The 22009-nt window shown below is 68.0% G+C and carries 21 protein-coding genes and 2 pseudogenes; 9 read left to right on the plus strand and 14 right to left on the minus strand.

Annotation, left to right across the window (positions count from 1 at the left end; genetic code table 11):
• Nucleotides 1–371: 371 nt before the first annotated feature.
• Nucleotides 372–567: pseudogene (locus tag KME79_RS40850) on the plus strand (IS256 family transposase); the annotation flags it as partial.
• A 1308-nt stretch (nucleotides 568–1875) separates the two neighbouring features.
• On the opposite strand, the gene KME79_RS40855 reads toward KME79_RS40850, so the two are convergent.
• Nucleotides 1876–2118 carry a hypothetical protein gene (locus KME79_RS40855; RefSeq protein ID WP_372452533.1) on the minus strand — a complete coding sequence of 81 codons (243 nt, stop codon included), beginning with the start codon at nucleotides 2116–2118 and terminating at the stop codon, nucleotides 1876–1878.
• Nucleotides 2119–2375: 257 nt separating this feature from the next.
• On the opposite strand from KME79_RS40855, the gene KME79_RS40860 reads away from it, so the two are divergent.
• Entirely contained in the window at nucleotides 2376–2753 is a 378-nt protein-coding gene (locus tag KME79_RS40860) for a GntR family transcriptional regulator (RefSeq protein WP_308249230.1), read from the plus strand.
• 237 nt (nucleotides 2754–2990) lie between these two features.
• On the opposite strand, the gene KME79_RS47700 is transcribed toward KME79_RS40860, so the two are convergent.
• The 4 genes from KME79_RS47700 to KME79_RS40875 form a co-directional block, all read right to left on the minus strand.
• Nucleotides 2991–3200: a YxiG-like protein gene (locus KME79_RS47700; RefSeq protein WP_443684618.1), complete on the minus strand. Its 210-nt coding sequence runs from the start codon at nucleotides 3198–3200 to the stop codon at nucleotides 2991–2993.
• The gene (locus KME79_RS40865) at nucleotides 3103–3477 is read right to left on the minus strand and encodes a YxiG-like protein (RefSeq protein ID WP_219551363.1); all 375 of its coding nucleotides are present in this window, start codon (nucleotides 3475–3477) and stop codon (nucleotides 3103–3105) included. The genes KME79_RS47700 and KME79_RS40865 overlap by 98 nt, the downstream gene beginning before the upstream one ends.
• Nucleotides 3478–3487: 10 nt before the next feature.
• Nucleotides 3488–3703 carry a hypothetical protein gene (locus tag KME79_RS40870; protein WP_219551365.1) on the minus strand — a complete coding sequence of 72 codons (216 nt, stop codon included), beginning with the start codon at nucleotides 3701–3703 and terminating at the stop codon, nucleotides 3488–3490.
• A gap of 293 nt (nucleotides 3704–3996) precedes the next feature.
• Entirely contained in the window at nucleotides 3997–4659 is a 663-nt protein-coding gene (locus KME79_RS40875) for a DUF6461 domain-containing protein (protein WP_219551367.1), read from the minus strand.
• Between the two features lie 152 nt (nucleotides 4660–4811).
• Between KME79_RS40875 and KME79_RS40880 the strand changes: the two genes are divergently transcribed.
• Nucleotides 4812–5747 (plus strand): YxiH-YxzG fusion protein, encoded by a 936-nt coding sequence (locus KME79_RS40880; protein WP_219551369.1) that lies wholly within the window; start codon nucleotides 4812–4814, stop codon nucleotides 5745–5747.
• 144 nt (nucleotides 5748–5891) lie between these two features.
• Here KME79_RS40880 and KME79_RS40885 read toward each other — a convergent pair whose 3' ends face one another.
• The gene (locus KME79_RS40885) at nucleotides 5892–8207 is read right to left on the minus strand and encodes an NACHT domain-containing protein (RefSeq protein ID WP_219551371.1); all 2316 of its coding nucleotides are present in this window, start codon (nucleotides 8205–8207) and stop codon (nucleotides 5892–5894) included.
• A 320-nt stretch (nucleotides 8208–8527) separates the two neighbouring features.
• Here KME79_RS40885 and KME79_RS40890 point away from each other — a divergent pair, with 320 nt between their 5' ends.
• The 3 genes and pseudogenes from KME79_RS40890 to KME79_RS40900 form a co-directional block, all read left to right on the plus strand.
• Nucleotides 8528–8761 (plus strand): hypothetical protein, encoded by a 234-nt coding sequence (locus KME79_RS40890; protein ID WP_219551373.1) that lies wholly within the window; start codon nucleotides 8528–8530, stop codon nucleotides 8759–8761.
• 503 nt (nucleotides 8762–9264) lie between these two features.
• Nucleotides 9265–10413, plus strand: coding sequence for an ROK family protein (locus KME79_RS40895; RefSeq protein WP_308249231.1), 1149 nt, complete (start codon nucleotides 9265–9267; stop codon nucleotides 10411–10413).
• Between the two features lie 21 nt (nucleotides 10414–10434).
• Nucleotides 10435–10752, plus strand: a pseudogene (locus KME79_RS40900) (TY-Chap domain-containing protein); the annotation flags it as partial.
• A gap of 6 nt (nucleotides 10753–10758) precedes the next feature.
• On the opposite strand, the gene KME79_RS40905 reads toward KME79_RS40900, so the two are convergent.
• The 5 genes from KME79_RS40905 to KME79_RS40925 form a co-directional block, all read right to left on the minus strand.
• Complete coding sequence (locus tag KME79_RS40905) at nucleotides 10759–11160, minus strand: hypothetical protein (RefSeq protein ID WP_219551375.1); 402 nt, start codon at nucleotides 11158–11160, stop codon at nucleotides 10759–10761.
• A 62-nt stretch (nucleotides 11161–11222) separates the two neighbouring features.
• Nucleotides 11223–12059 carry a LamG domain-containing protein gene (locus KME79_RS40910; protein ID WP_219551378.1) on the minus strand — a complete coding sequence of 279 codons (837 nt, stop codon included), beginning with the start codon at nucleotides 12057–12059 and terminating at the stop codon, nucleotides 11223–11225.
• 167 nt (nucleotides 12060–12226) lie between these two features.
• The gene (locus KME79_RS40915) at nucleotides 12227–12919 is read right to left on the minus strand and encodes a BTAD domain-containing putative transcriptional regulator (RefSeq protein ID WP_219551380.1); all 693 of its coding nucleotides are present in this window, start codon (nucleotides 12917–12919) and stop codon (nucleotides 12227–12229) included.
• Between the two features lie 330 nt (nucleotides 12920–13249).
• Nucleotides 13250–14455: an acyl-CoA dehydrogenase family protein gene (locus tag KME79_RS40920; RefSeq protein ID WP_148036157.1), complete on the minus strand. Its 1206-nt coding sequence runs from the start codon at nucleotides 14453–14455 to the stop codon at nucleotides 13250–13252.
• 1 nt (nucleotide 14456) lies between these two features.
• Nucleotides 14457–15491 carry a phosphotransferase family protein gene (locus KME79_RS40925; RefSeq protein WP_219551382.1) on the minus strand — a complete coding sequence of 345 codons (1035 nt, stop codon included), beginning with the start codon at nucleotides 15489–15491 and terminating at the stop codon, nucleotides 14457–14459.
• A gap of 108 nt (nucleotides 15492–15599) precedes the next feature.
• Between KME79_RS40925 and KME79_RS40930 the strand changes: the two genes are divergently transcribed.
• Nucleotides 15600–16445, plus strand: coding sequence for a TetR-type transcription factor C-terminal domain-containing protein (locus tag KME79_RS40930; RefSeq protein WP_219551384.1), 846 nt, complete (start codon nucleotides 15600–15602; stop codon nucleotides 16443–16445).
• A 14-nt stretch (nucleotides 16446–16459) separates the two neighbouring features.
• Here the strand turns inward: KME79_RS40930 and KME79_RS40935 are convergent, their stop codons facing one another.
• From KME79_RS40935 to KME79_RS40945, 3 genes are all read right to left on the minus strand, one after another.
• Nucleotides 16460–17209, minus strand: a complete 750-nt coding sequence (locus KME79_RS40935; RefSeq protein ID WP_219551386.1) for an SDR family oxidoreductase — start codon at nucleotides 17207–17209, stop codon at nucleotides 16460–16462.
• Complete coding sequence (locus tag KME79_RS40940) at nucleotides 17206–18867, minus strand: class I adenylate-forming enzyme family protein (protein ID WP_219551388.1); 1662 nt, start codon at nucleotides 18865–18867, stop codon at nucleotides 17206–17208. The genes KME79_RS40935 and KME79_RS40940 overlap by 4 nt, the downstream gene beginning before the upstream one ends.
• Before the next feature lie 115 nt (nucleotides 18868–18982).
• Nucleotides 18983–19651, minus strand: a complete 669-nt coding sequence (locus tag KME79_RS40945; RefSeq protein ID WP_219551390.1) for a TetR/AcrR family transcriptional regulator — start codon at nucleotides 19649–19651, stop codon at nucleotides 18983–18985.
• 325 nt (nucleotides 19652–19976) lie between these two features.
• Between KME79_RS40945 and KME79_RS40950 the strand changes: the two genes are divergently transcribed.
• Together KME79_RS40950 and KME79_RS40955 are read left to right on the plus strand one after the other, a co-directional pair.
• A complete protein-coding gene (locus KME79_RS40950) occupies nucleotides 19977–20768 on the plus strand; it encodes an MBL fold metallo-hydrolase (protein ID WP_219551392.1) in 792 nt (263 codons plus the stop codon).
• Between the two features lie 57 nt (nucleotides 20769–20825).
• Nucleotides 20826–22007 (plus strand): ABC transporter substrate-binding protein, encoded by a 1182-nt coding sequence (locus KME79_RS40955; RefSeq protein WP_219551394.1) that lies wholly within the window; start codon nucleotides 20826–20828, stop codon nucleotides 22005–22007.
• Nucleotides 22008–22009 lie beyond the last annotated feature (2 nt).

Raw genomic sequence — 22009 nt, forward strand, 5'->3', positions numbered from 1 at the left:
CACAGCCCGCTGACCAGCCGGAACATCACCGCCTAGAGAAACGCTCTCCCGGCGGCCCGACCTATGTTCACCGAGGTCAGACCCCGAATTCGGCTCTCCAGGCCACCGAATTACGTCGAACGCAGGTGGTAGAAGGCCCTTCGGGATGATCCCGGGGGGCCTTTTTCGTGGCTGTACAGCAGTGTCGGCTGGCAGGTCCTCGCCGGCCTGACCGCCTCGATGGTCGACGGTCCTGGTAATTCCGGGATCTTCGTAGATGGCATCGTCCCTTCCGGGGGTCGAGAAACGCTTCGTATGGGGAGTCCGTCGACCGTTCCGGTGGTGTCGTGCTGGTCGTCGACTCGCACAATACGGTGGACGACTGGGCGGCCAAGGGTCCTGGCTCCCACGTGACAGGGCTCGCCATGGCCTTCAAAGCTGATCGAGTCGGCGTAGAAGCGCTGGCGCGCGGTCAACGCGCCTCATCTCCTCGCCCTGGTCCGCGCCAGGGGGACGTTCGTCATGGGCAAGCTCGTCGAGCGGCCCGAGGAATCACCGGCTATGGAGGACTCATCGATAGCCGCCTAAAAGATCTTGATTCACAGGTCTTGGCGATTCCTCTGTCGCCTCATGCCTCAAATTGAACGAGACGGGACAGCTGGTGCAGAGCGGTCAATCGCCGCCGTCGCCACCATCTCCACCGAAGCCTCCTCCACCCCGGCCCCCGCCGTAGCCGGCGCCGCCGTCGGAATAGCCGGACTGGCGATACTTCCTCAAATGGCTCTCAATTTCCCGTTCGCGCTTCCGCTGGACCCGCCTCGCGTACCTGTCGGCGCTACGGGTGCTGCCGACCGAGCGACTGCCGGAGCTGCTGCCGGAGCCACTGCCCGAGTTGTCCAAAGCCCAGATGACCAATCCGATGACCAGGAGTAGCGCTAGTACTTCCACGGTCCTCCTCCAGCCCCCAAGTCGCCGGCTTTCACTGAGTTGGTATTCGCATCATTACACAGGCGCGCCTAGAGAGTTGTGAATGTGGGGTTACGTTATGTACGAAGCTCGGGAGGTAAGGGGACGGACGTGCCATGGCTCGATTCTCTCAAGGAATCGAGCTTTCATCAGACCCGGAGTGGTTCATCAAGCCACCCATCGATTGACTGTCAATGACTGTGTGCAGGTGGAGCCAGAGGTCCTCCCTGACCTGTTGATACAGTCCTGGACAACCACGGACTACTACGGAGTTTGCGAGGCCGAACACCCCCTCTGAACAGGGCAACCTTGCCATCAGTGGAAGCCTCCGGACACCCCGAATCCTGCTACGGATCAGAAGGTTAGGGGTTCGAGTCCTCTCGGCCGCGCACATACGAAAGGCCCTTCGGGATGATCCCGGGGGGCCTTTTTCGTGGCCGTACAGCAGCGTTATGCAGCAACGCCACTGTGCGGTCAGTTTCACGACACCAGCAGCCCTTGACCAAGGGCAGCAGGGCGCCGTCCCGGACGGCTACCAGACTCAGACGACGCGCACTCTCGATGGCTGCCCGGCATCCAGTCGGTCTGCCCGGACAATGTCATCGTGACTTCTGGGACGGCTGTCGGGACCGTCGACGAGTGGTGGTGTCCGGTTACCGGGCCTGACCGGTCAGGAGCCGTGTCCACAGGTCTTGAGCGGCAGTCGCCAACAGCCAGGGACTTTCGGCGGCGACGGTGGGGTTCCCCTTGGTGTAGCGCCTGACGAACCAGAGCCCGCCTGCTGTGCACAGCTCGAAGTACGGCGACGTGCAGGAGCAGGTGTGCGCGCGGATTCGTATTCGGTTCGCGCGGGGATGACTCGGCTCCCAGTCGATCGCTTCCGCTTCGGGCAGTGGCGGGGCCGCATGCTGGTTGTCGCATGGCTCTGGATCAGGCGTTGGCGTGGCCACAGCTCCGCCCCCTCAGGCGTTGCTCGTGCAGCAGCGCCACGAAGGTGTCCGCGTCATCGGCGCTCACGGTCTGCTGGAGGCCCGCGTCGAGTTCGGCGTCGTTGAGTTGGACGCCACGTCGCGTCGCGTAGAACGCGCCGGTGTCGCTGCGGAAGAAGGCCCAGCCGGGAAACGCAGCGCGGAGGGCGCTGAGGTCGTAGCCCGTTGTTTGCTGCATGTTCACAGTTGCGTCCACCTATCCGCCGAGGGTGGCCATGGGCGCGGCTGCCCACTCAGGTTCAAGACCCTTCGCGCGCCTGCTGATCGACTGCCGCATGACCTCGGCCACGATGGGTTCGACCCGCGCTTGCTTGGTTGGCTGGGGCCCTGCGCCGGCTGCTGATGGGGCGCCGGTTCGGCAGCGCACCTTGGAAGCATTGGGAAGGCCCATGGGCACAGAGTAGATCTCTACTTGTGATCGATCCTGATGGCGCACAGCCGGTGTACGTGCAGGTGGCCGCTGATCTACGCAGGCGTATCGAGGCGGGCGAGTACCCGCCGCGCCGTCGTCTCCCGTCCGTGGTCGCCCTGGAACATGAGTACGGCGTCGCACGGAACACCGTATTGAAGGCGATCGGGCTCCTGCGTAACTCGGGCATCGTCTATACGGTCCGCAACTGGGGAACGGTCGTGCGCGGTACCGGCGCCGTCGTCGTCATGGAACCGGGGAGCCGGGGGATCTACCGCGAGGCCACCGACCGGGAGCGGGAACAGTTGGACCTCGCCGAGGGCACCGCCGTTTTCGTGGTGGAGCGCGCCGATGGCGAGATGGAGGTTCTGCCCGCCGCCGAGGTGGAGGTCCGCGGGCCGGAGTCCTGACACCACGACGCCTCGTCATTCGGCGGCAGGTGGCGAGGCGTCAGTTCCGCTACACGACCTGGTGACACTGTTCAGTACGAATAGGACACCGCTGGACAGTCATAGGCAGCAGGCAACTGGTTCCGGCATCTGCGGGCGGCGGACACGGCCAGGGCAACACACACAGCTACGGACAGCCTGTCAGGTCTCAGGACCTGTGCGACACTCCGGCTAGATGATCTTTCGTTCTCTTGGTGCCTATTGAACCGGGCATCCGTGGCGGTGTCCCGGTGACGGGGGCGGAAGTTCTTCGATGGTCAGGTCGGAGAAGACCAGGGTGAGGTCGTGCACGTTGGTCTCGATCCGGACTTCATGGAAATCGATGCCGATGGCTGCGGGCCCAGCTGCGGGCGGTGGGTGAGTCGGTGATGAGCGTGGCGCCGGGATAAAGCGCCTGCCAGTTGACACCCCAGACGTATCCGTCGAGCTCGACGCCGGTTTCGTAGGTGGTGAGCCGGTCATCGAGCGAGACCCGCCAGGTGTGGGCCGGCAGCGCGGTGGTGCAGGTGGCCTGCACGCAGTACCGGAACAGGTAACGCCGCGTCGCCGGTGTGGTCCCGGTCCGGGGATCGGGCATCGGCAGGATCACGAGCTGGTAGTCGCGCAGGTGATCCACGAAGCCGTGCCGCAGCAGGGCCTGGTCGAAGAGGTCCTCTAACGCCTGCTGCAGCTTGATCACGTCCATGGACGCAGTTCTACCCGCTCGAGGTGACCTTCCGTTGGTGTTGGGGCTTGCGGGCTTTGAACCGGGCGATCGGCTTGGTGGTGGTGCGGGCAACCTCGGCGATGACCCGGTCGGCACGCGTGGTGATGCGGAAGGTGCCGTCGGTGTCCTCGATGGTCACGATCGTTTCGGCGTGGCCGATGCCCACACGAATGCGCTGGCCCACGGCCGAAAGCTGGCTGCGCACGCGCCGCTGCACGCGGACGGGTTCGACGGCCGGGCGTCGCGCAGGCGGGCCTTTTCGTTGCTGGTGAGGGGGTTGGGCAGGGTGCGCAGCAGCGTGTGCCCATCGCTCAGAAGCAGCACGGCGCCGTCGATGCGGACGGTCAACCGGCGCCCGGCGAACTGGTAGCCGACCGAGTACGGCTAGACCCCGCCCCTGACCGCCTCCCACACCTTCGTGGGAGGCAACCCCCTGGCACCGCCAGGGCGGTCAGGTGGTACTCCGAGCAGAGAGTGCTGCAGGATGGCACGAAACGATCATTGTTCAAAAATAGGCCCCACGAGCATCGGGCGGTCGAGCATGTCCGGCCTGAACGGCACCCCCGTGACCTTCGCCGCCAGGGCGAAGCCCCTTGGCACAGCGGTGTCGTAGTTGTCCTCCCAAGCGGCGTCCCACGCGGCCTCGTCCTCCGGCTTGTCCAGCCCCATGCCCAGCTCCCGCATAAAGCCGTTGAGCCGGTCAGGGTCGGAGCCGTAGCGCTCGTGCGGGTGTCGCAGTCGGTAACCGGTGACAACCGTGCCGTCGATCGCGTACTCGAAACTGTGCTCGGCGGCGTAGTCGTGCCGGGTGACCGCCAGCACCTCACAACCCCGCGACAGCTCGGTCACCACCTCGTGGAGCGTGACCATCCAACCGTAGGGCTCGATGGCCACGCACCACTCGCCGGCCTTCAGGACGCCCACGTAGCCGCCGCCATCCCCACCGTCCGTCTTGTCGACGAACTCGTAGGCCTTGTCGTTGAGCTCGCCGAAGTCCGACTCATGGCCGGAGCTCTCACCGCGGCTGAAGCGACGCACCACCTCCGCCGGATCGAGCCCGCGGAAGAAGGCCACGCTGAAGATCACGCCCAGTGCGCCGCCGCCCGAGCTCTCGGACACGTTGAGCCACTGGAACTGGGCCAAGGGGTCGGATGTCGTCATGCGGGACATGGTGGCAGGCCGTACCGACAATCAGCTTCGAGATCGGCGGCCAGTCACGATCCAGCCAAGCCATCAATAATGTGTCCCCCATGCGAGGCCGAAGCGGGAGAAGCCGGAAGGCGGGCGTTGCGAGGCTGCGGCACCATGCGGACTTGGTCGCACCATTCCAGGGTGCGGAGCTGGTGAGTGCGGCGGCGGGTCCCGAGGGAGAACTTGTTGTCGTGTGGGCGTCGCGGGAGAACGCCGAAGCGCTGACCGCTCGGACTGTCGAACCAAGTGGGGCGTCTTTCCCCGATTCACGTACGGCCGCGCCCGTCTCGGTGCATGTCGCCACGTACGGTTCTCACCGGGCGACGATGGTGCCCATCGCCGGGCAGTCACTCGCGCACCTCATTGCCCAGCCGCTGCCGGACGGGGGCGTGCTCTTGGTGGGTGCGCGGTGCCGCTGGCGTAACGGGGCTGCCGAGTGCAACGCCGCCATCTACGATGCCGACGGGCAGCGCCGGCGAGAGGGTGTGCTGGGAGACGGAATTGAAGACGTGCAGACGACGCCTTCCGGTGAGATATGGGTGAGCTACTTCGACGAAGGGGTGTGCGGCAGCCGCGGATGGGGAGAGGCGGACAGCCCTGCGCCTATCGGCTCCGCTGGACTGATTCGCTTTCGGTCTGACCTGGACATCGCGTGGCGTTTTCCGTACGACCGCGAGTTCGGTGGGATCTTCGACTGCTACGCATTGAATGTGGCGGGGGAGGATGCCTGGGCCTACTACTACAGCAATTTCCCCATCGTGCGAATCCGAGCTGCGGCGATCGCCGGCTGGTTCACGGAGGTGCGCGGCGCTCAGGCTCTTGTGGTCGCCGATGACCGCGTCGTTTTCGTCGGCGGCTATGGCGGGAACCGGTGCCGGCTGGTCGCTGGGAGCATTCGAGGACAAGCCTTTTCGGTGGATCGTCCCGCATGGCTGGTGATGCCCAACGGGCGACCGGTGCCCAGGACGGCGACTGTGCTGGGTAGAGGCAGTGAGCTTCATGTCGTCGTGAGGCGGAGTTGGCTGAAGCTGAGTTTCGAAGATCTCGTTACTCGGTGAGCGACCGATCGCCAGTGAGCGTCCGTGATTCATAACAGTCGGTAGGCGCGGGCTGAGCAGCAGAACCGCGCATCCGGCGGTCACGTCGAACTGGCACTGTCGCGGCACCTCTCGCACTGCTCGACAACCCATGCGTTTCGCACGTCAGACCTGTTCCGGCGCTTCCTGCTCAGCCACGTGGTCGTTTGTCGTGCGTGGGGCCGCCGGCTCTTCCGGGACGCCGCGGCCTTCGGTGCGGTGCTGGTCGACAAGATGGTCGCGGAGCCTGACGTGGCGGAACTGGTACACGGCGCCGGACTGCCGCAGTACGCCTCGGGCGTAAGCGTCATCGAGGAAGAGCTTCGGCCGCCATGGCAGCCGGCCGCAGAGCGGGAGCCACAAGCGTGCGAAGAGCAGCCAGCCTCCCCACGCCGAGAGGACGAGCCGGGTCAGCGCGGCGAAGGATCCGTACAGCAGGCCGTAGAGGAGGCCCTGCCTCAGGAACGCTGCACTCGGGAAGTCGCCGTACTGATTGCCCACCAGGACGAAGTTCATCAGCAAGACCGCGAATCCGACCATGCCGACGCGGAAAAGCGTCACCCCACGGTCCATGGACAGTAAGTCCCAGGGACTCACCGCGGAATTCCGGTCGTTCGGCCCGCTGAACACGCACACGACCGCGTTCACGAACGCGTACGAGATTCCGACCAGGAAGCCGAGGATGAGACCGGCCGCCACGTAAATGGCTGTGCCTGTGATGTGAAGCCACGGCGCGAAGGCCCACACGAAATTTCTGGCGGAAGAGTTCGAGGGGTCGTCGTCCGCGACGCCCCAGATAAGCCAGGAGGCGAGCGAGAACAGGAGAGCGGCCGAGAGCCCGATGACGAGTTCGACGCCGATCCCGCGCAGAACCCGCGACCGCGCGGGAAGGGGTTGCCGGGAAGGACCCAGGCGCAACCGTTCGGGGTTCCGGCCAGTGCCTCCGCGCCTGGTCCTGGTCTCGTTCAGGAGTCCGGCGGCGAGGCCCGCGACGAGGCCGGTTCCCATCTCCAGCAGTCCTTCACGGAACTGGGCCCCTCCGACCGGCGCCCCAGACAGTCGATTGGCGACGACGTAGCTCAGAACGCCCACGATCCCGCCCACCAGCATGGCCACGAGGCCGGTGACGAGGACGCGAGTCCGGCGGCGGAGGGTGGCGTCGAGTCGCCACCAGGTGAGGTCCTGTGTGTTGAGCCGAGCGAGGTGGTCGGCGAGGTGGCCGAGCCAGTGCCGGGCCTGGTGGTCGGTCCAGGTCGCCCTTCCGGCGCCGGACCGGACGGTGCGGCGTGGGTCGTAGAGGGCGGTGAGGTAAGCGCTGAAGAGGTGTTCTTCGAGCGCGTCCTGGGTGGGAAACCGGCCGCCGTCGAGTAGGTCCGTGGGGTTTTGGTGTGGTGTTTCGTTGTAGATGGTACGGGTGAGCATGACCAGAAGCGGTGTGCTCAGGGCCGCGGCGAGATTCCGGCTGACGACGTCGTCGGGACGGGTGCGTACGTGCGAAAAGACCGACTCCCACTGGGCGGTGCGGGTCTTGCCGCTGACGGCCTGCAGGTAGCGCTGGACATCGTCGAGGGCGAGGTCTTCGAGTTCGATGGCGGCAGCTCTGCTGAGCGCTCTGGTGGCACTGACCGCGGCCGCGTATTCGTCAGGCCGGGTGGTGAGGATCAACGGCCCGTCGAAACGGCTGAGTTCGCTGATGGCCGCACCGTGGTGATGCTGCTGGATCTCGTCGAACCCGTCCAGCACCGGCAGGATCCGTCCGCTTTCCAGCAGCACTCTGGCCAACGGAGTCCCGGTGGAGTCGACACCTTCCAGAAAGGCGTAGTCGCCGATGAGCCGGTCGGCCAGCCAGTCGTGCAGGCCGGTGCGGCTCGGGTCCCAGCTGCCGAGGCTGAACAACACCGGTACGCGGAGCGAATCGCCAGGGTGGTTGAAACACTCCAGGATCAGCCGGTGGGCGAGTACGGTCTTCCCCGCCCCGGCCCGGCCGATGATGACCAGGCGGCCGGTGGGGACACTCTGGTAGAGGCTGTGAACGCCGGGGAGATCGCCAGTCAGCGGCAGAGGTCTGTCACCGCCGTCGGCCGTGAAGGCTTGGATCTTCTCCCAGTGGTCGACCACGTCATCAGAGGCGGTGCGCCATCGCACCCGCAGTGCCCATGGATCGCCGATGCGCCAGTTGCGTTCCTCTTGTTGGCTGATTTCCTGCACGCGCAGGGCCAGAACACGGGCCGTGGACTCGACCCGTATATCCGTGTCGGTCGCGTCCGGACGTGTCTGGGACTGCGACTGCGACGATCGAACCTGGAGGTACAAGGCCGTCGCTGCGAAGATCGCGGAAGCGATTCCCGCGACATGGTTGCCCGCATCCATTCCGTTGTTGAAGACGGTCAGGCCCACCCATAGCAGAAGTGTGACGATTGCGGCAATGAGGAGCAGGAGCACCCAACGGCCTGCAGGCCTGCGCCGATAACCCACGGCAACCCACCCATCCGATTAACCCGTATTTCGCCGGCGAAGCTGATTGCATAGCCGTCTCCCCAATACGGGGTGGCCTGGCTGGATTCATTTTACGCTGGGAACCTTCCTCGCGCGTGTCCAGGCACAATCCTGGTCGTTGATCGAACGTCGCTTGATGAGGATCGGGAAGAGCGACGGATGGCCCCGGTGGTCTGACCCGTGGGCTAGTCGCACTCGTCCAAGAACGTGTCGGTGAGCGGAGATAGTGAGTGTCGGACGGTCTCGCGCAGTCCGTGTTGTCCTTCGTGGACGAGGAGTTGATCCTCAACCGAGGGAATGTGAATGCGGCGGCGCGCAGCAATCTGGTGGCGTTCGCCGTCGACGCGGAGGGTTTCGACGTGCGGCCCGTTGAGCGGGCTCTTGTCGCGGTTGGTGAGCGGCTCGGCGCACGGTTCGTCGATGCTGTCGGGCCGGTGACGTTTTATGCCTGGTATGACGAGCAGGCCGGTCAGTTGCGGTGTTCGGTGGCTTCGGTCTAGCCGGATGACCTGCCGTTCGGAGGGCGGTTCCGCTGCGTGGACGATCCCGCTCCTGTGCTTGCCTTGATGGCTGCTGATGTACATCCGGGTGTGGTGCCGTGGGCTGATCTGCGGGAAGTCTCCGCTGAGGAGGCGGCCGGCCCGGATGAGCAGGTCGAGTACTCGTTCCCTGTGTTCGCCGTGAAGCTCACGAGGTAAGAGCTCCTCCTGAAAAGCAAACCCGCAGCCGATCGGGCCTGTCGTGAGCGCTAAGGCAAGTCGTACAACTTGAAATCACGTGCAAGACCCATCGCATCCGACGCTTGAATTTTTGCGGAATTGTTTTCTCCAGTATCGCGCAGGCAGGTCGTAGATAGGTTTGCGCGAGCTCGCCTCTACTGGAAAAAAGGATACGCCGACAACCGATTCCCGGTGCCTCGTGCGCGTTCTTGGTATATGGCACTATCAGTGTCGTGAGGGGCGACACTCCGCAGGAGGAAATTCGCAGACACCATCTTGGGGCGGTGCTGCGGCAGGTGCATCTGGCAGGGGCGATCTCGCGTGCGGCGCTGGCGAACCGGCTGGGGCTGAACCGCAGCACGATCCTGGCGCTGGCCACACAGCTCACGGCTGCGGGTCTGGTGCGCGAGGAGGCTTCGGGTACGACGGGCCTGGTGGGTCGGCCGTCGCTGGTGGTGCGGCCTGAGAGCGGCCGGTGGTATGTGCTGGCCTTCGATGTGGCGGTGGATCGGCTGGTCGCCGCCAGGGGCGGGCTCGGCGGTCTGGTGCTGGAGCGCAGGGAGGCGCCCCGGCGGCGCAGGCATGCCGATCTCGACGAGGTGGTCGGTGTGCTGGCCGGGTTCGGCCGCGAGCTCGTGGACGCGGCGCCCCGGAGCGCGAGGTGCCTCGGGGTCGGCACGTCGTACTGCGGTCTGGTCAGGGCGCCGACGGGATGGTGCTCCTGGCTCCCAACGTGGGCTGGACCAACCTGGATTTCGGGCCCGCGCTCAGCCATCGGCTGGGGCTGGGGCTGCCCGTGGCTGTCGGCAACGAAGCCCACCTGGGTGCGCTGGCCGAGCTTGAACGCGGAGCGGGCATCGGCCACCAGATCTGGTCTACCTCATGGGGATGTCGGGGTGGGTGGTGGCATCATCGTGGGCGGCAGGTTGCTGGGCGGGGACGACGGTTACGGCGCCGAACTCGGGCACATGATCGTTGATCCCTTCGGCGGCCGTTCCCGCAACTGCGGCTCGCACGGCTGCCTGGAGGCGGAAGTGGGAGAGGTGGCGCTGCTGGAGGCGTCCGGACGCACCGGCGGGCCGTGCCGGCGGGATGGCGTACGAGCCGTCGTGGAAGCGGCCGGGAACGGTGACGAGGCCGCCCGCAAGGCCTTGGAGCGTGTCGGCGACTGGCTCGGGATCGGCATGGTCAACCTGGTCAACCTCTCCAATCCCGGAGTCGTCGTCTTCGGCAGTACACTCGGCGACATCTACCAGGGTGCGGCACCCCAGGTCCGCGCGAGGGTGGCGGCCAGTGTCCTGCCCGTCTCCCGAGGGGTGGGGCTGCGCACCTCGATGCTGCGCTATGACGCCTCATTGGTCGGCGCGGCGGAACTCGCTTTCTCCCGCGTCCTGGCCGACCCGTTGGACGCACTCGATTCCACAGCACAGTGAGCCCTCGCAGATCTCGCCGAGAGCCTGGCGACGGAACTCTCGGATGCGCCTGACACCTCGTACCTGGTGATCAGTGAGAAGCATCCGGCCGCCTCGCCCAGATTCGCGCAGTTCTGCAAGCTCGATGAGCTGCTGGCCGCCGAGCTCACAGGCGATGCCTATCTGGAACCAGAGTCACGACCCGACACCGCCGGCTGGCGCGCGATCCCCCGCACCGGATGGCATCTGCCGGACCCTGGCCACGTCGACAACTGGTGGGTGGAGTTCAAACGGCCGGCCCTCCAGGATTACCGCAGAGTCGCGGCCATGGCGGTGGCGGGACTGCGCGAAACCGGGTGAGTGGTCCTACAGCATGTTCCTGATCGGCCGCGGCATGTCGGGAACGGCCTGCTCAAGCAGCTCGTCCACCTCCGAGCGGGTCAGCAGGCGGGACTCCAGCAGTGCGGTGAAGCAGCCGTGCCAGTCCCTCCGCGCCATGGCGGGCCGGCCCAGGGTGTGCAGGGTCTGGCCGGACCACCAGGAGGCCACGGCGTAGCCGATGCGGTATCCGCCTTCGCGCAGGAGCGTCAGCGCCACCCGGTAGGTGTCGGCCGCCTCCTCCAGGCGCCCGGCGTGCATGTAGGCGCGGGCCAGGGTCGCGCGGGACAGGCGCGTCAGCACGGCGACGCGGCGGCGGCCCGCCAGCCGTACGGGCTGCCCGTCCACCTTGATCTGCCAGGGCCCGAGGATCCCGATCTCCAGTGTCATCAGGGAAGGAACGTACGAGAGTGCGGTATGTCGCCGGTATGTCTCGCAACGGTTCGGCGGCTTCAGAAATACGGTGTCCACCTGCGGTCCGGCGTGGCCGGTCCGGTCATCGCGGCGTAGTGCGAGCGCAGTTCCGCTGCCGAGAGTTCGCGGTCGTAGAGCGCGACCTTTCCGATCGCCCCCTTGAAGGAGGACCCTCCGTCGCGGGTGCCGACCCGGACGGGCGCCGGACCCGGCTTGGGCTTGATGACGACCTGGTCGTCCGTGCCGGGGCGGTAGACCAGGTTGTCCGTGCCCGCCAGCATGCCGTCGCGGTAGATCCGCACCTTGCCGTACGCGCCCTCCGAGGTGTCGAACGTGACGGCGTAGTGGATCCACTCGTTGACCTTGACCGGCTGCTGGACGAACGCTCCGGCGCCGAAGCCGCCGTCGAGGTTCCACGCGTAGCCGGAGATGCGGTTGGGCCGGTTCTCCCTGTTCACCTTCGAGTACATGCGACCCGCCCACTCGCGATCGCCGCCGCTGCCCGACTTCGTGCCCTTGCCCATGAAGTGGACGTAGCCGGTGTGGTTTCCGTCGGCGAACTGGAGAGTGTGCGGCCTGATCCACGCCTCCATGGTGAACGCGCCCGTGGTGGAGATGTGGAACGGCTTGGCGGTGGGAACCTCGAAATATCCTGACGAGCCGTCGAAGACGGCGGCGCCGTCCTGGTTGGGCAGGCGGACCGTGCTGGTGACGCCGTGGAAGGTCCCCCTGTGGCCGTTGCCGGTGCGGTCGCGCTCCGTACCGTATGAGGGGTGTGACAGTCGCCAATAGGCGACCGGGCGGTGCGAGAGCACCAGCGCGTCGTAGGCGCTCAGGCCGGGGGAGCCCGCCGTGGCCGGATGCGGCAGGCACACCGTCGAGACGCCCAGGGCCGCCGCGGCGAGAATGGTCCGGGTCGTAGGTCTTTGCGCGGCGGCGGAGTAGGAAACGGCGGCATGGCCTCTATCAGGCCTGGCAGGCGGTGAAAAACGATCACGGCGGTACATGCTCCCGGCATACCCGTCCCTCGTGCCGTTACGAATCACCCCACGTAAGAACGCTCGTCGAGTCTGCCGAGGTGCGGGTGCCGGGCGTTGTTCAGGGTGGCCAGCGGATCCCGGCTGGTGATCAGGACGCGACAGCCCCGCCCGGCCGGGACGAGCGGGCGGACCTGGCGTACGTCGTGCGCGTTGTCGAGGATGACCAGCAGGTCGCCCGCGGCGGTGAGTGAGCGGTAGCGGGCGGCGGCCTCCTCGGTGCCGGCGGGTACGGCGGCGCCGTCCAGCCCCAGGGAGCGCAGCAGGTGGCGGAGCGCCTCGATCGGGGCCAGCGGGGCGAGCCCGGCAGTGGAACCACGCAGGTCGACGTAGATGACGCCATCGGTGAAGCGCCCGGCGACGATACGAGCGCCATGTACGGCGAGCGCCGACTTGCCGATGCCGCCGGGCCCGTCGATCACGATGACCGCGGCGTCGCTCGTCAGGTCGGCGCGCAGCCGCTCCACTTCGGCCGTCCGCGCCGTGAACTCCTGGACGTCGGCAGGGAGCCCCGCCGGAGCGGCAGGCGTGATCTGCCGCACCTCAGGCAGGTCAAGCACGGGATCCTTGACGAGGACGGCCTGGTGCAGCCGGCGTGCTTCGGCGCCGGGCTCGATGCCCAGCTCACCGACCATGACGCGACGCAGGCGCTGGTAGACGTCGAGCGCCTCGGGTGCCCGCCCGAGCTGCTCGCCCACACGTCGGAGAGAAGCAGCTCGGCGGGTACGGCCTGTCCCGCGTTCAGGGCGAGCCGGACCAGCACGCCGATCCGTCGCTCTCCGACGATCTTGACCGTGTCGCCGTCGGCCTCGACCTCCAGCGGGCCGAGCAACCTGATCTCCAGCCTCAAGCGAAGCTCCCGTCGTCAGCGGAGATCCGGAATTCTAACGATCCGGCGGATTTTCTCGCTGGCGGGTTTCGGCAATCAGCGGGGCGATCTTCCGTACCGCGCACGCGGTATGCAGCGGGTATGCCCCGGCTGTCACGAGCGGCAGCCGGGGCTGGATCGTCACCGGGAAGTCAGCCGCTCACCCCACGTACGGCGGGGTGCGCTTGAGCTCCATGCGGGCGATGGTGCGGCGGTGGACGGCGTCGGGGCCGTCGACGATGCGCAGAGCCCTGGCCCAGGCGTAGAAGTACGCCAGAGGGGTGTCGTCGGAGATGCCCGCGCCGCCGAACAGCTCGATGGCGCGGTCGATGACGGCGCAGGCCATGGCGGGGGCGGCGACCTTGATGGCGGCGATCTCCTTGCGGGCGCCCTTGGCGCCGTGCTGGTCGATCTTCCAGGCGGCGTCGTAGACGAGCAGCCGGGCCTGGTCGATGTCGATGCGGGACTGGGCGATGGCGTCCTGCACGTTGGCGTGGTCGGCGAGGTGCTTGCCGAACGCGACCCGGCTCTTGGCCCGGTCGGCCATGAGGGCGAGGGCCCGCTCGGCCATGCCGATGGCGCGCATGGCGTGGTGGATGCGGCCCGGCCCCAGACGGGCCTGGGAGATCATGAAGCCGTCACCCTCGCCCGAGAGCAGGTTGGCCGCCGGGACGCGGACGTCGCGGAAGACGATCTCGGAGTGGCCGTGCTGGTCCTGGTAGCCGAAGAGCGGCAGGTGCCGTTCGATGGTGAGGCCGGGGGTGTCGCGGGGGACCAGCACCATCGACTGCTGGCGGTAGGTCTCCGCGTCGGGGTCGGTCTTGCCCATCACGATGAAGATCTCGCAGCGGGCGTCGGCCACGCCGGTGATGAACCACTTGCGGCCGTTGATGACGTACTCGTCGCCGTCGCGGACGATCCGGGTCTGGATGTTGGTGGCGTCGGAGCTGGCGACGTCGGGCTCGGTCATCGCGAACGCCGAGCGGATCCGCCCTTCCAGGAGTGGTTCGAGCCACCGCTCACGCTGTTCGGGGGTGGCGAACAGTTCGAGGGTCTCCATGTTGCCGGTGTCGGGCGCCTGACAGTTGATCGCCTCGGGGGCGAGCACCGGAGACCAGCCGGAGATCTCGGCGACGGCGGCGTACTCCACGTTGGAGAGCCCCGAGAGCTTGGGCAGGAAGAGGTTCCACAGGCCGCGGCGCCGCGCCTCCGCCTTGAGGTCCTCCATCACCGGCGGGTGCTCGTGCGGCCCGTGCTCGGCGAGGTACGCCGCCCACACGGGCTCGGCCGGGAACACGTGGGACCGCATGAAGTCCCACATCTCGTCGCAGGTCCGCTGAGCCTTGGAAGAGAGAGCGAAGTCCATGTCAGTGCTCCTTCAGGTGGTCGAGCCCTTCGGCGCCCAGCCGGAGGACGAGGTCGTCGAGGTCGCCGAAGTCCTGGCCGCCCATCGCGCCGGCCTTGGAGCGCGCGGCGACGCCCTGGACGATGACGGCGAACTTGAAGTGGGCGAACGCCTGGTACCACGTCAGGTCGGCGAGGTCGACGCCCGCCGCGGTGGCGTAGCGGTCGAGCATCTCGGCGCGGGTGGGGAAGCCCGGCAGGTGCGAGACGCCCGGGACCAGGCTGAGGCCGTCGTCGCCGGCTTCACGCCAGTAGAGCATCAGCAGGGCGACGTCGCTCATGGGGTCGCCGAGCGTCGAGAGCTCCCAGTCGAGGACGGCGTTGATCCGTGCCGGGTCGCCGGCGTCGTACACGACGTTGTCGGTGCGGAAGTCGCCGTGGACGATCGTGGCGCGCTGCTGCTGCGGCACGTCGGCGGCCAGGCGCCGGGCCAGCTCTTCCATCTCGGGGACCTCGTGGGTGTGGCTCTTGTCCCACTGGCCGGACCAGCGGCGGACCTGACGCGCCATGAAACCCTCGGGGCGGCCGTAGTCGCCGAGGCCGACGGCCTCGTAGTCGACGGCGTGCAGGGCGGCCAGCGTGTCGGCGAGGGCGAACGACATCGCCCGCCGTTCCTCGGGCGTCTCCGCCCAGCCGTCGGGCGTCCGGTCGCGGACGACGTGTCCGGGGACCTTCTCCATCACGTAGAACTGGATGCCGATCAGGTCGCCCTCGTCGACCAGCACGATGCGGGGCACCGGCACGTCCGTCTCGGCGAGCCCGCGCTGGACCTTGGCCTCCCGGGCCATGTCGTGGGCGCTCGGCAGCAGGTGTCCTGTCGGCGGCCGGCGCAGCACGAGCTCGCCGGCGTCGCTGCGCAGGGTGAAGGTCAGATTGCTCTTCCCGCCGATGATCAGCTCTGCGGTGCAGGAGCGCCAGCGGTCGTCCTCGGTGGCCTCGGCCAGGGCCGGCGCGAGCCGGTCGAGACCGGTCAGGGCGGCGGGGTCGATGCTGCTCATGAGCGCATGATACCGAACGTGCGTTCAGTCGCCAAAGGCGGGGTCACTCAGTGAGCGAACACCCTTAACCAGCGCAATCGGCGGGCGTGGTGGAGTAGTGTGTTCGGTATGGCTGAACACACTACAGGCGCCGCCATCCGGGCCGCGCGCCTCGCGCGTGGGCTGAGCCTGCGTGCGCTGGCGGCGCGCGTCGGCGTCAGCCCGGCGACGATGAGCGCTCTTGAGACCGGGCGCACCCCGCTGACGGTCGACCGGCTGGGCGAGGTGGCCCAGGTCCTGGACGTTCCGGCGGCGCGGCTGCTGGGCGGTGACCCGGTGCGGGTGCCGGAGCCCGCGGCGGCCGGCCCCGGGGGAGACGACTGGCGGGCCTTCGGGGCGTTGGGGCTCGACCCGGCGCTGGCCGCGGCGCTGCGGGTCTTCGTCGCCCGTGGATACCACGCGGCCACGATGCGCGAGGTGGCCGCCGAGGCCGGGCTGAGCGTGGCCGGCGTCTACCACCACTACACGAGCAAGCAGGACATGCTGGTGCGGCTGCTCGGCCTGACCATGGCCGACATCCGGTGGCGGCTGATCGCCGCGCGCGACGAGACGGCCGACGGGGAAGGTGGCGAGCTCGGGCGGTTCGCGCGGATGGTCGAGGCGCTGGCGCTGTTCCACGCGCTCCGCGCCGACCTGGCCTTTCTCGGCGCGAGCGAGATGCGCAGCCTCGCCCCGGCGGAGCGCGCCCGGATCACCGCGCTCCGCGACGAGGTGCAGCACCTCCTCGACGAGCAGGCGCGGAGGGCGGTGGCCGTGGACGGCGGGGCACCGGCGGACGTGCGGACCGCGACCCGCGCCGTCGCGACCATGTGCACCTCGCTGCCGTCGTGGTTCCGCCCCGACGGCCCGCTGTCGGCGGAGCAGGTGGCCCGGCGGTACGCCGACTACGCGGTCGCGCTGCTGCGGGCCGGCTGACCCCGCCGCGCCGCTCAGGCGGTCCCTCCGGCGGCCAGCAGACCGCCGTCGAGGGTGAGGATCTGGCCGGTCACCCAGGCGGCGTCGTCCGACACCAGGTACGCGACGGCGCCGGCGACGTCCTCGGGGGCGCCGAGCCGCTTCATCGGGTACCGCGCGACGGTCTCCGCCTCCTTGCCCTCGTACAGAGCACGGGAGAACCGTGTCTTGATCACCGCCGGTGAGACGGCGTTGACGCGCACGTCCGGCCCGAGCTCGGCGGCGAGGGTCCGGGTGAGGTGGGAGACGGCGGCCTTGGAGATGCCGTACATCCCGATCCCCTCCGACGGCACGTCCCCGGTCACCGAGGTCACGTTGACCACGCAGCCCACGCCGTGGGGGACGGCCTCCTGGGTCCAGGCGAGGGTGCCCAGGACGTTGACCTCCATGATCTTGCGGGCGACGTCCAGGTCGAGGTCCGTGAGCGGACCGTACGCCGGGTTGATGCCCGCGTTGTTGACCAGGACGTCGAGCCGGCCCCACTCGGCCAGCACGCGCGAGAACACCTCGGACCGGTGCTCCGGGTCGTCGGCCCGGCCGGCCACGGTCAGCACCGAGCCTTCCGGGAAGGACGCCGCCGCCTCCTCCAGCGGCTCCGGCTTCCGGGCCGTGACGCACACCCGGGCGCCCTCGGCGACGAGCCGTTCGGCGATGGCCAGGCCGATCCCCCGGCTGGCCCCGGTCACGATCGCGACGCGCCCCGCCAGGCGCGGAGACCCGGTCACTGGCCGGCCCCCGGCCCGTCGCCGTCCCGCAGGACGTTGCGCCGGATCTTCCCCGTCTGCGTCTTGGGCAGGTCGGGTACGAGGTGGATCTCGCGCGGGCACTTGTAGGCCGCCAGGCGCCCTCGGGTGAAAGCGATCAGCTCCTTCTCCTCGGCCGACTCGCCGGCCTTGAGTGACACGTATGCCACGACGGTCTCCCCTCGATAGTCATCCGGCCGTCCGACGACCGCCACCTCGTGCACCGCCGGGTGGGCGTAGAGCGCGTCCTCGACCTCGCGAGGCCAGACCTTGTAGCCGGAGGTGTTGATCTGGTCCTTGAGCCGGTCGACCAGGTAGACCCAGCCCGCCGCGTCCATGATCGCCCCGTCGCCGGTGTGCAGCCATCCGCCGGGCATCGTCGAGGCGGTCGCCTCGGGCTTGCGCCAGTAGCCGGGCACCACCTGCGGCCCGCGCAGCGCCAGCTCGCCCTGCTCGCCCGGTCCGACCGGCTCGTCGGCGGCGTTCACGACCCGCGCGTCCAGGCCGGGCAGCGGCACGCCGATGGAGAGCGTCCCGCTCGCCTCGTCGACCGGCGCCTCCGCGCCCAGCGGCACGGCGATCACCCCCGAGGACGTCTCGGTCATCCCGTAGACGTTGTGGATGTAGACGCCGAACCGCTCCCGGAACCGCTCGATGGTCGACGGCGGGATCGGGGCGCCGCCGCTGTAGACCGACTTCATCGACGCGAAATGCTCCCGCGAGGCGTGCGGCAGTTGGTAGATCGCGTTGAACGCGGTGATCGACCCGATGGTGAAGGTCACCTGGTGTTCGACGAAGGCGTCGATCGCCACCTCGGGACGGAACCGGCCGGTCAGGACGAGTACGGCGTCGTGCATCATCGCGATGACCGCGTTGATGACCGAGCCGGTGATGTGGAACAGCGGCGCCATCGCGTACACCGCGTCGCCGGGCCGGAGGCCGACCCACGTGGCGAAGCCGGCGGCGACGGAGAGCACGTTGCCGTGCGTGTTCATCGCGCCCTTGGGCGGCCCGGTCGTGCCGGAGGTGTACGTCAGAAGCGCGACGTCGTCCGGTGTCAGCTCCGGCGACTCCACGACGTCGCCCCGGAACCGCTCGATCAGCTCCTCCAGGTCGCCGTGCGAGGCGGGCGCCTTCCGTTCGGTTTCACCGAACACCCGGGGGTCGTCGCGGGTCTGGAAGGCGAGGGGAGAGGTGCTCACCGTCCAGCGCACCGAGCTGCCGGACAGGGTCTCGGAGACCTGCGGCGCGTCGGCGTCGGCGCAGACGATCCCGACCGCGCCGGAGTCGTCGATCAGCCGCCGCAGCTCCTGGCCGCGGTACATCGGGTTGAGCACCAGCGCCGTCGCCCCGAGCTTCCACAGGGCGAGGAACGAGAGGGCGAACTGCGGGATGTTCTGCAAGTAGATCCCCACCCGGTCGCCGTGCCGGGTGCCGAGGGAGCGGTACGCGGCCGCGAGGGCGTCACTGGCCTCGTCGGCCTCCCGGACGGTCATGGCGCCGTCGAAGTACGCGAGCGCGCGGGCGTCCGGCTCCCGTCGCACCCGCTCGCGCCACGCCTCGGCGAGCGAGGTGTGGCTGACGGGCCGGGCGTCCGTCACCGCCTGTGGGTAGAGCGCCGTCCAGCGTCTCTCGTTCATCCCGCTACCTCCCCGGTCTGCGATGGAGACTGAGTGATCGTTCGGTCGGTGTTAGGTATACAGGTTGGCCCGGTGCGTACCGGGACCGGGGGGCGGGTGCGCCCCCCGGGGAGAGCTAGGCGGACGGGCGGAGCAGCCGCACGATGTGGGCCACCCGCTTCTCCTGGAACGCCTGCGCCCAGGCCCGCTGTCCCATGCCGGCCACGATGGTCGCGTCGTGCTCAAGAGGGAAGTAGCACATCCCGATCAGGCTCAGGAAGAGCTGCTCGGGGGCTTCGTCCGCCTCCACCACGCCGGCCTGGGCCATGATCCTGATCATCCGGTCGGCGAATCGCTGGGAGTGCCGCGGCTGCCCCTCGCGCCGGCCGACGCGTTCGAGCGCGTCGCGCGTGAGCAGAGAGACGAAGGTCGGGTTGTCGAGCAGGAAGTCGACATAGCCGCCTATCAGCCGGCGCAGCGCCGCCTCCCCGTCGCCGGGCGCCGCCTCCAGGAGCTGCTCGGCTTCGGTCGCCACCAACTCGAGCGCCGCGTCGCGCCGCTCGAAGACCCGCTGCAGCACCTCGTGGTAGAGGTCCTCCTTGGAGCCGAAGAAGTAGCCCGGCAGCCCGACCGAGACATAGGCCCGTTCGGCGATCGCCGCCAGCGAGGCGCCCTGGAAGCCTAAGTCGGCGAAGAGTTGCTCCGCGGCGTCGAGGATCGCGATCCGTGACCGCTCGGCGTCGCGGACCTTCCGGGCACGCTTCGCAGGTGGCCCTGCCACCGGCGTCTGCCGTGTCGTCTTCATCCCTGTCCTCGTGGTCGTGTGCTTCCCCGTGAGGTGCCCGTCGCGCCCTCGGCGGTTACGGGGGACCTTGTGCCGCCCAGCCTAAGGCTCACGAGTGTCGCCGGGCTTGTTTCGGGCGAAAACTATTTGCACATACAGTTAGTACTATCGCAATCGGAATTTCTCGGCTAGTGTCCAGCGTCACAAGCGCGGAGGCCGGCCTTCCTGTACTTATCGCTGCTGTTTGATCGTTCAGTTCCGCTACGGGCTGGTTGAGTGTTCAGTTCCAGGACGACGGTCGTCTCACCCGAGCAGATGTCTGCACGGCCCCCTGAGGAGGATCGAGTTGTTCACCATTGAGCCGCTGGTCGTGGCTTACGGTCCGCACCGAGAGAAGAGTCGCTTCACCTACATGCACAACGCGGGTGTCGCGATCGACGTCCCCTACGTCGCCTGGCTGATCCGCAAGCCCGGTTTCGCCGCCCTCATCGACGTCGGCTGCAGCGCGGACGACTACAACCAGCACATCCGCCCGGTCGACAGGGAGCTCGTGCACGTCGGCCAGGTCTTCGCCGACGTCGTCGACGTCAAGCCGATCGAGTCCCACCTGCGCGAGCGCGGGATGAAGGCCTCCGACATCGACGTCACGGTCCTGACGCACCTGGACTGGGACCACTGCATGACCATGGAGCCGTTCGGCGACAGCGAGATCTTCGTCCAGCGCGCCGAGTGGGACAACACCCCTTCTCACGAGATGTTCGCGACGTCGTTCGCCCCGGCCGAGCACTACCAGCGCATCGAGGACATGGGCCTGACCAAGCTCGACGGCGACCACCAGATCGCCGAGGGCTTCGACCTCATCCTCACCCCTGGCCACACCCAAGGCGGCCAGTCGGCGATCGTCAAGACCTCCGAAGGCACCTACGTCATCGCCGGGATGTGCGTGCTCAAGGAGAACTTCTACCCCTCGGAAGAGGAGTCGGAGCACTTCAAGGTGATCCCCCCCGGCGGACACACCGACCTGTTCGAGGCCTACGACCAGATGGTCCGCATCAAGGAGATCGGCGGCGACAACGTGCTGCCGCTCCACATGAGCGAGGCGTTCGACATGGGTCGAATCGGGACCCTTCCCGAGTGATCCGCCTTTAGCCACCCATCGGGAGCCGTGGAACGGCTCCCGGATCAAGGAGATCCGATGAGGAAGAAGATCCTCGCGTTGCTGGCCGGTTCGGCCCTCCTCGCCTCGTCTGCCTGCGGTCTGGGCAGCTCCGGGGCCGGCGGCGGTGACGACACTATCACGATCGGGACCCTGTTCTCCGTCTCGGGGGCTGGCGCGAAGCTGGGCGACAAGATGCGCAAGGGTGCCGAGCTGGCCGTGGAGAAGGTCAACAGCCAGGGCGGCATCGACGGCAAGAAGATCAAGTGGGTCTTCTACGACCCCGCCGGCGACACCTCCACCGCCGTGCAGCAGACCAACCGCATGCTCGACAGCGACGGCGTGGAACTCGTCGTCGGCGGCGGCGGCTCGTCGGGCATCGCGCTAGCGATGGACCCCATCACCAGCGGCAAGGGCATCACCTTCATCGCCACCGAGGGAGCCCGTCAGATCGTCGAGCCGGCGGCGGAGCACCGGCTGACCTTCAAGACCACGTTCAACGACACGGTGATGATCGAGAAGCTGATCGAGTACTGGAAGGCGAAGGACGTGACCAGGGTCGCGTTCATGCCGGACACCTCCAGCTTCGGGCAGTCGGCCCAGGAGGAGCTCGAGCGGCTCGCCCCCGAGGCCGGCATCAAGGTGTTCACCGCGGCCTTCGACCCGGCCGCCAACGACCTCACCCCCCAGGTCAAGCGGCTCGCCGGCAACGACCCGCAGGCCTACCTGGCCTGGACCATCCAGCCCTCGGGCGTGACGTTCCTCAAGAACGTGCGCAGCGTGCTCGCCGACCGTGACGTCATGGTGATGCACGGCTTCGGCTTCGTCGACGACCGCTACATGCAGCAGGCCGGCGCGGCGGCCGAGGGCACGATCCTGGTCTCGCCGAAGCTGCCGATCTGGGACAAGACCGAGGACAGCGACCAGCAGAAGGCGGCGATGGAGGACTTCGCCACCAGCTACGCCGAGAAGTACGCCGGGGAGCAGCCGAACGTCTACGCGGGCCAGGCCTACGACGCGATGATGGTGGCGGTCGAGGCGCTGCGCGCGACCGGCGGCGACCCCGACGGCGAGAAGGTCGCCAAGGCGATCGAGGGCCTCGGGTCCCACGTGGGCGTGACCGGCGTCTTCAAGTTCACCCCGGACGACCACAGCGGGCTGACCGCCGACGACGTCGCCGTCGTCCAGTGGGACGGTTCGCGATTCGTCCCGGCGGAGTGAGC

The organism is Nonomuraea harbinensis, from assembly GCF_019396385.1.
GTDB classification, from domain to species: domain Bacteria; phylum Actinomycetota; class Actinomycetes; order Streptosporangiales; family Streptosporangiaceae; genus Nonomuraea; species Nonomuraea ferruginea.

Coding starts and splice junctions, on each gene's coding strand:
- KME79_RS40925 (WP_219551382.1), bottom strand. CDS start 15,491: ATGAGCAGCATCGACCCCGCCGCCCTGACCGGTCTCGACCGGCTCGCG.
- KME79_RS40955 (WP_219551394.1), top strand. CDS start 20,826: ATGAGGAAGAAGATCCTCGCGTTGCTGGCCGGTTCGGCCCTCCTCGCC.
- KME79_RS40940 (WP_219551388.1), bottom strand. CDS start 18,867: ATGAACGAGAGACGCTGGACGGCGCTCTACCCACAGGCGGTGACGGAC.
- KME79_RS40920 (WP_148036157.1), bottom strand. CDS start 14,455: ATGGACTTCGCTCTCTCTTCCAAGGCTCAGCGGACCTGCGACGAGATG.
- KME79_RS40945 (WP_219551390.1), bottom strand. CDS start 19,651: ATGAAGACGACACGGCAGACGCCGGTGGCAGGGCCACCTGCGAAGCGT.
- KME79_RS40875 (WP_219551367.1), bottom strand. CDS start 4,659: ATGACGACATCCGACCCCTTGGCCCAGTTCCAGTGGCTCAACGTGTCC.
- KME79_RS40930 (WP_219551384.1), top strand. CDS start 15,600: ATGGCTGAACACACTACAGGCGCCGCCATCCGGGCCGCGCGCCTCGCG.
- KME79_RS40865 (WP_219551363.1), bottom strand. CDS start 3,477: ATGGACGTGATCAAGCTGCAGCAGGCGTTAGAGGACCTCTTCGACCAG.
- KME79_RS40905 (WP_219551375.1), bottom strand. CDS start 11,160: ATGACACTGGAGATCGGGATCCTCGGGCCCTGGCAGATCAAGGTGGAC.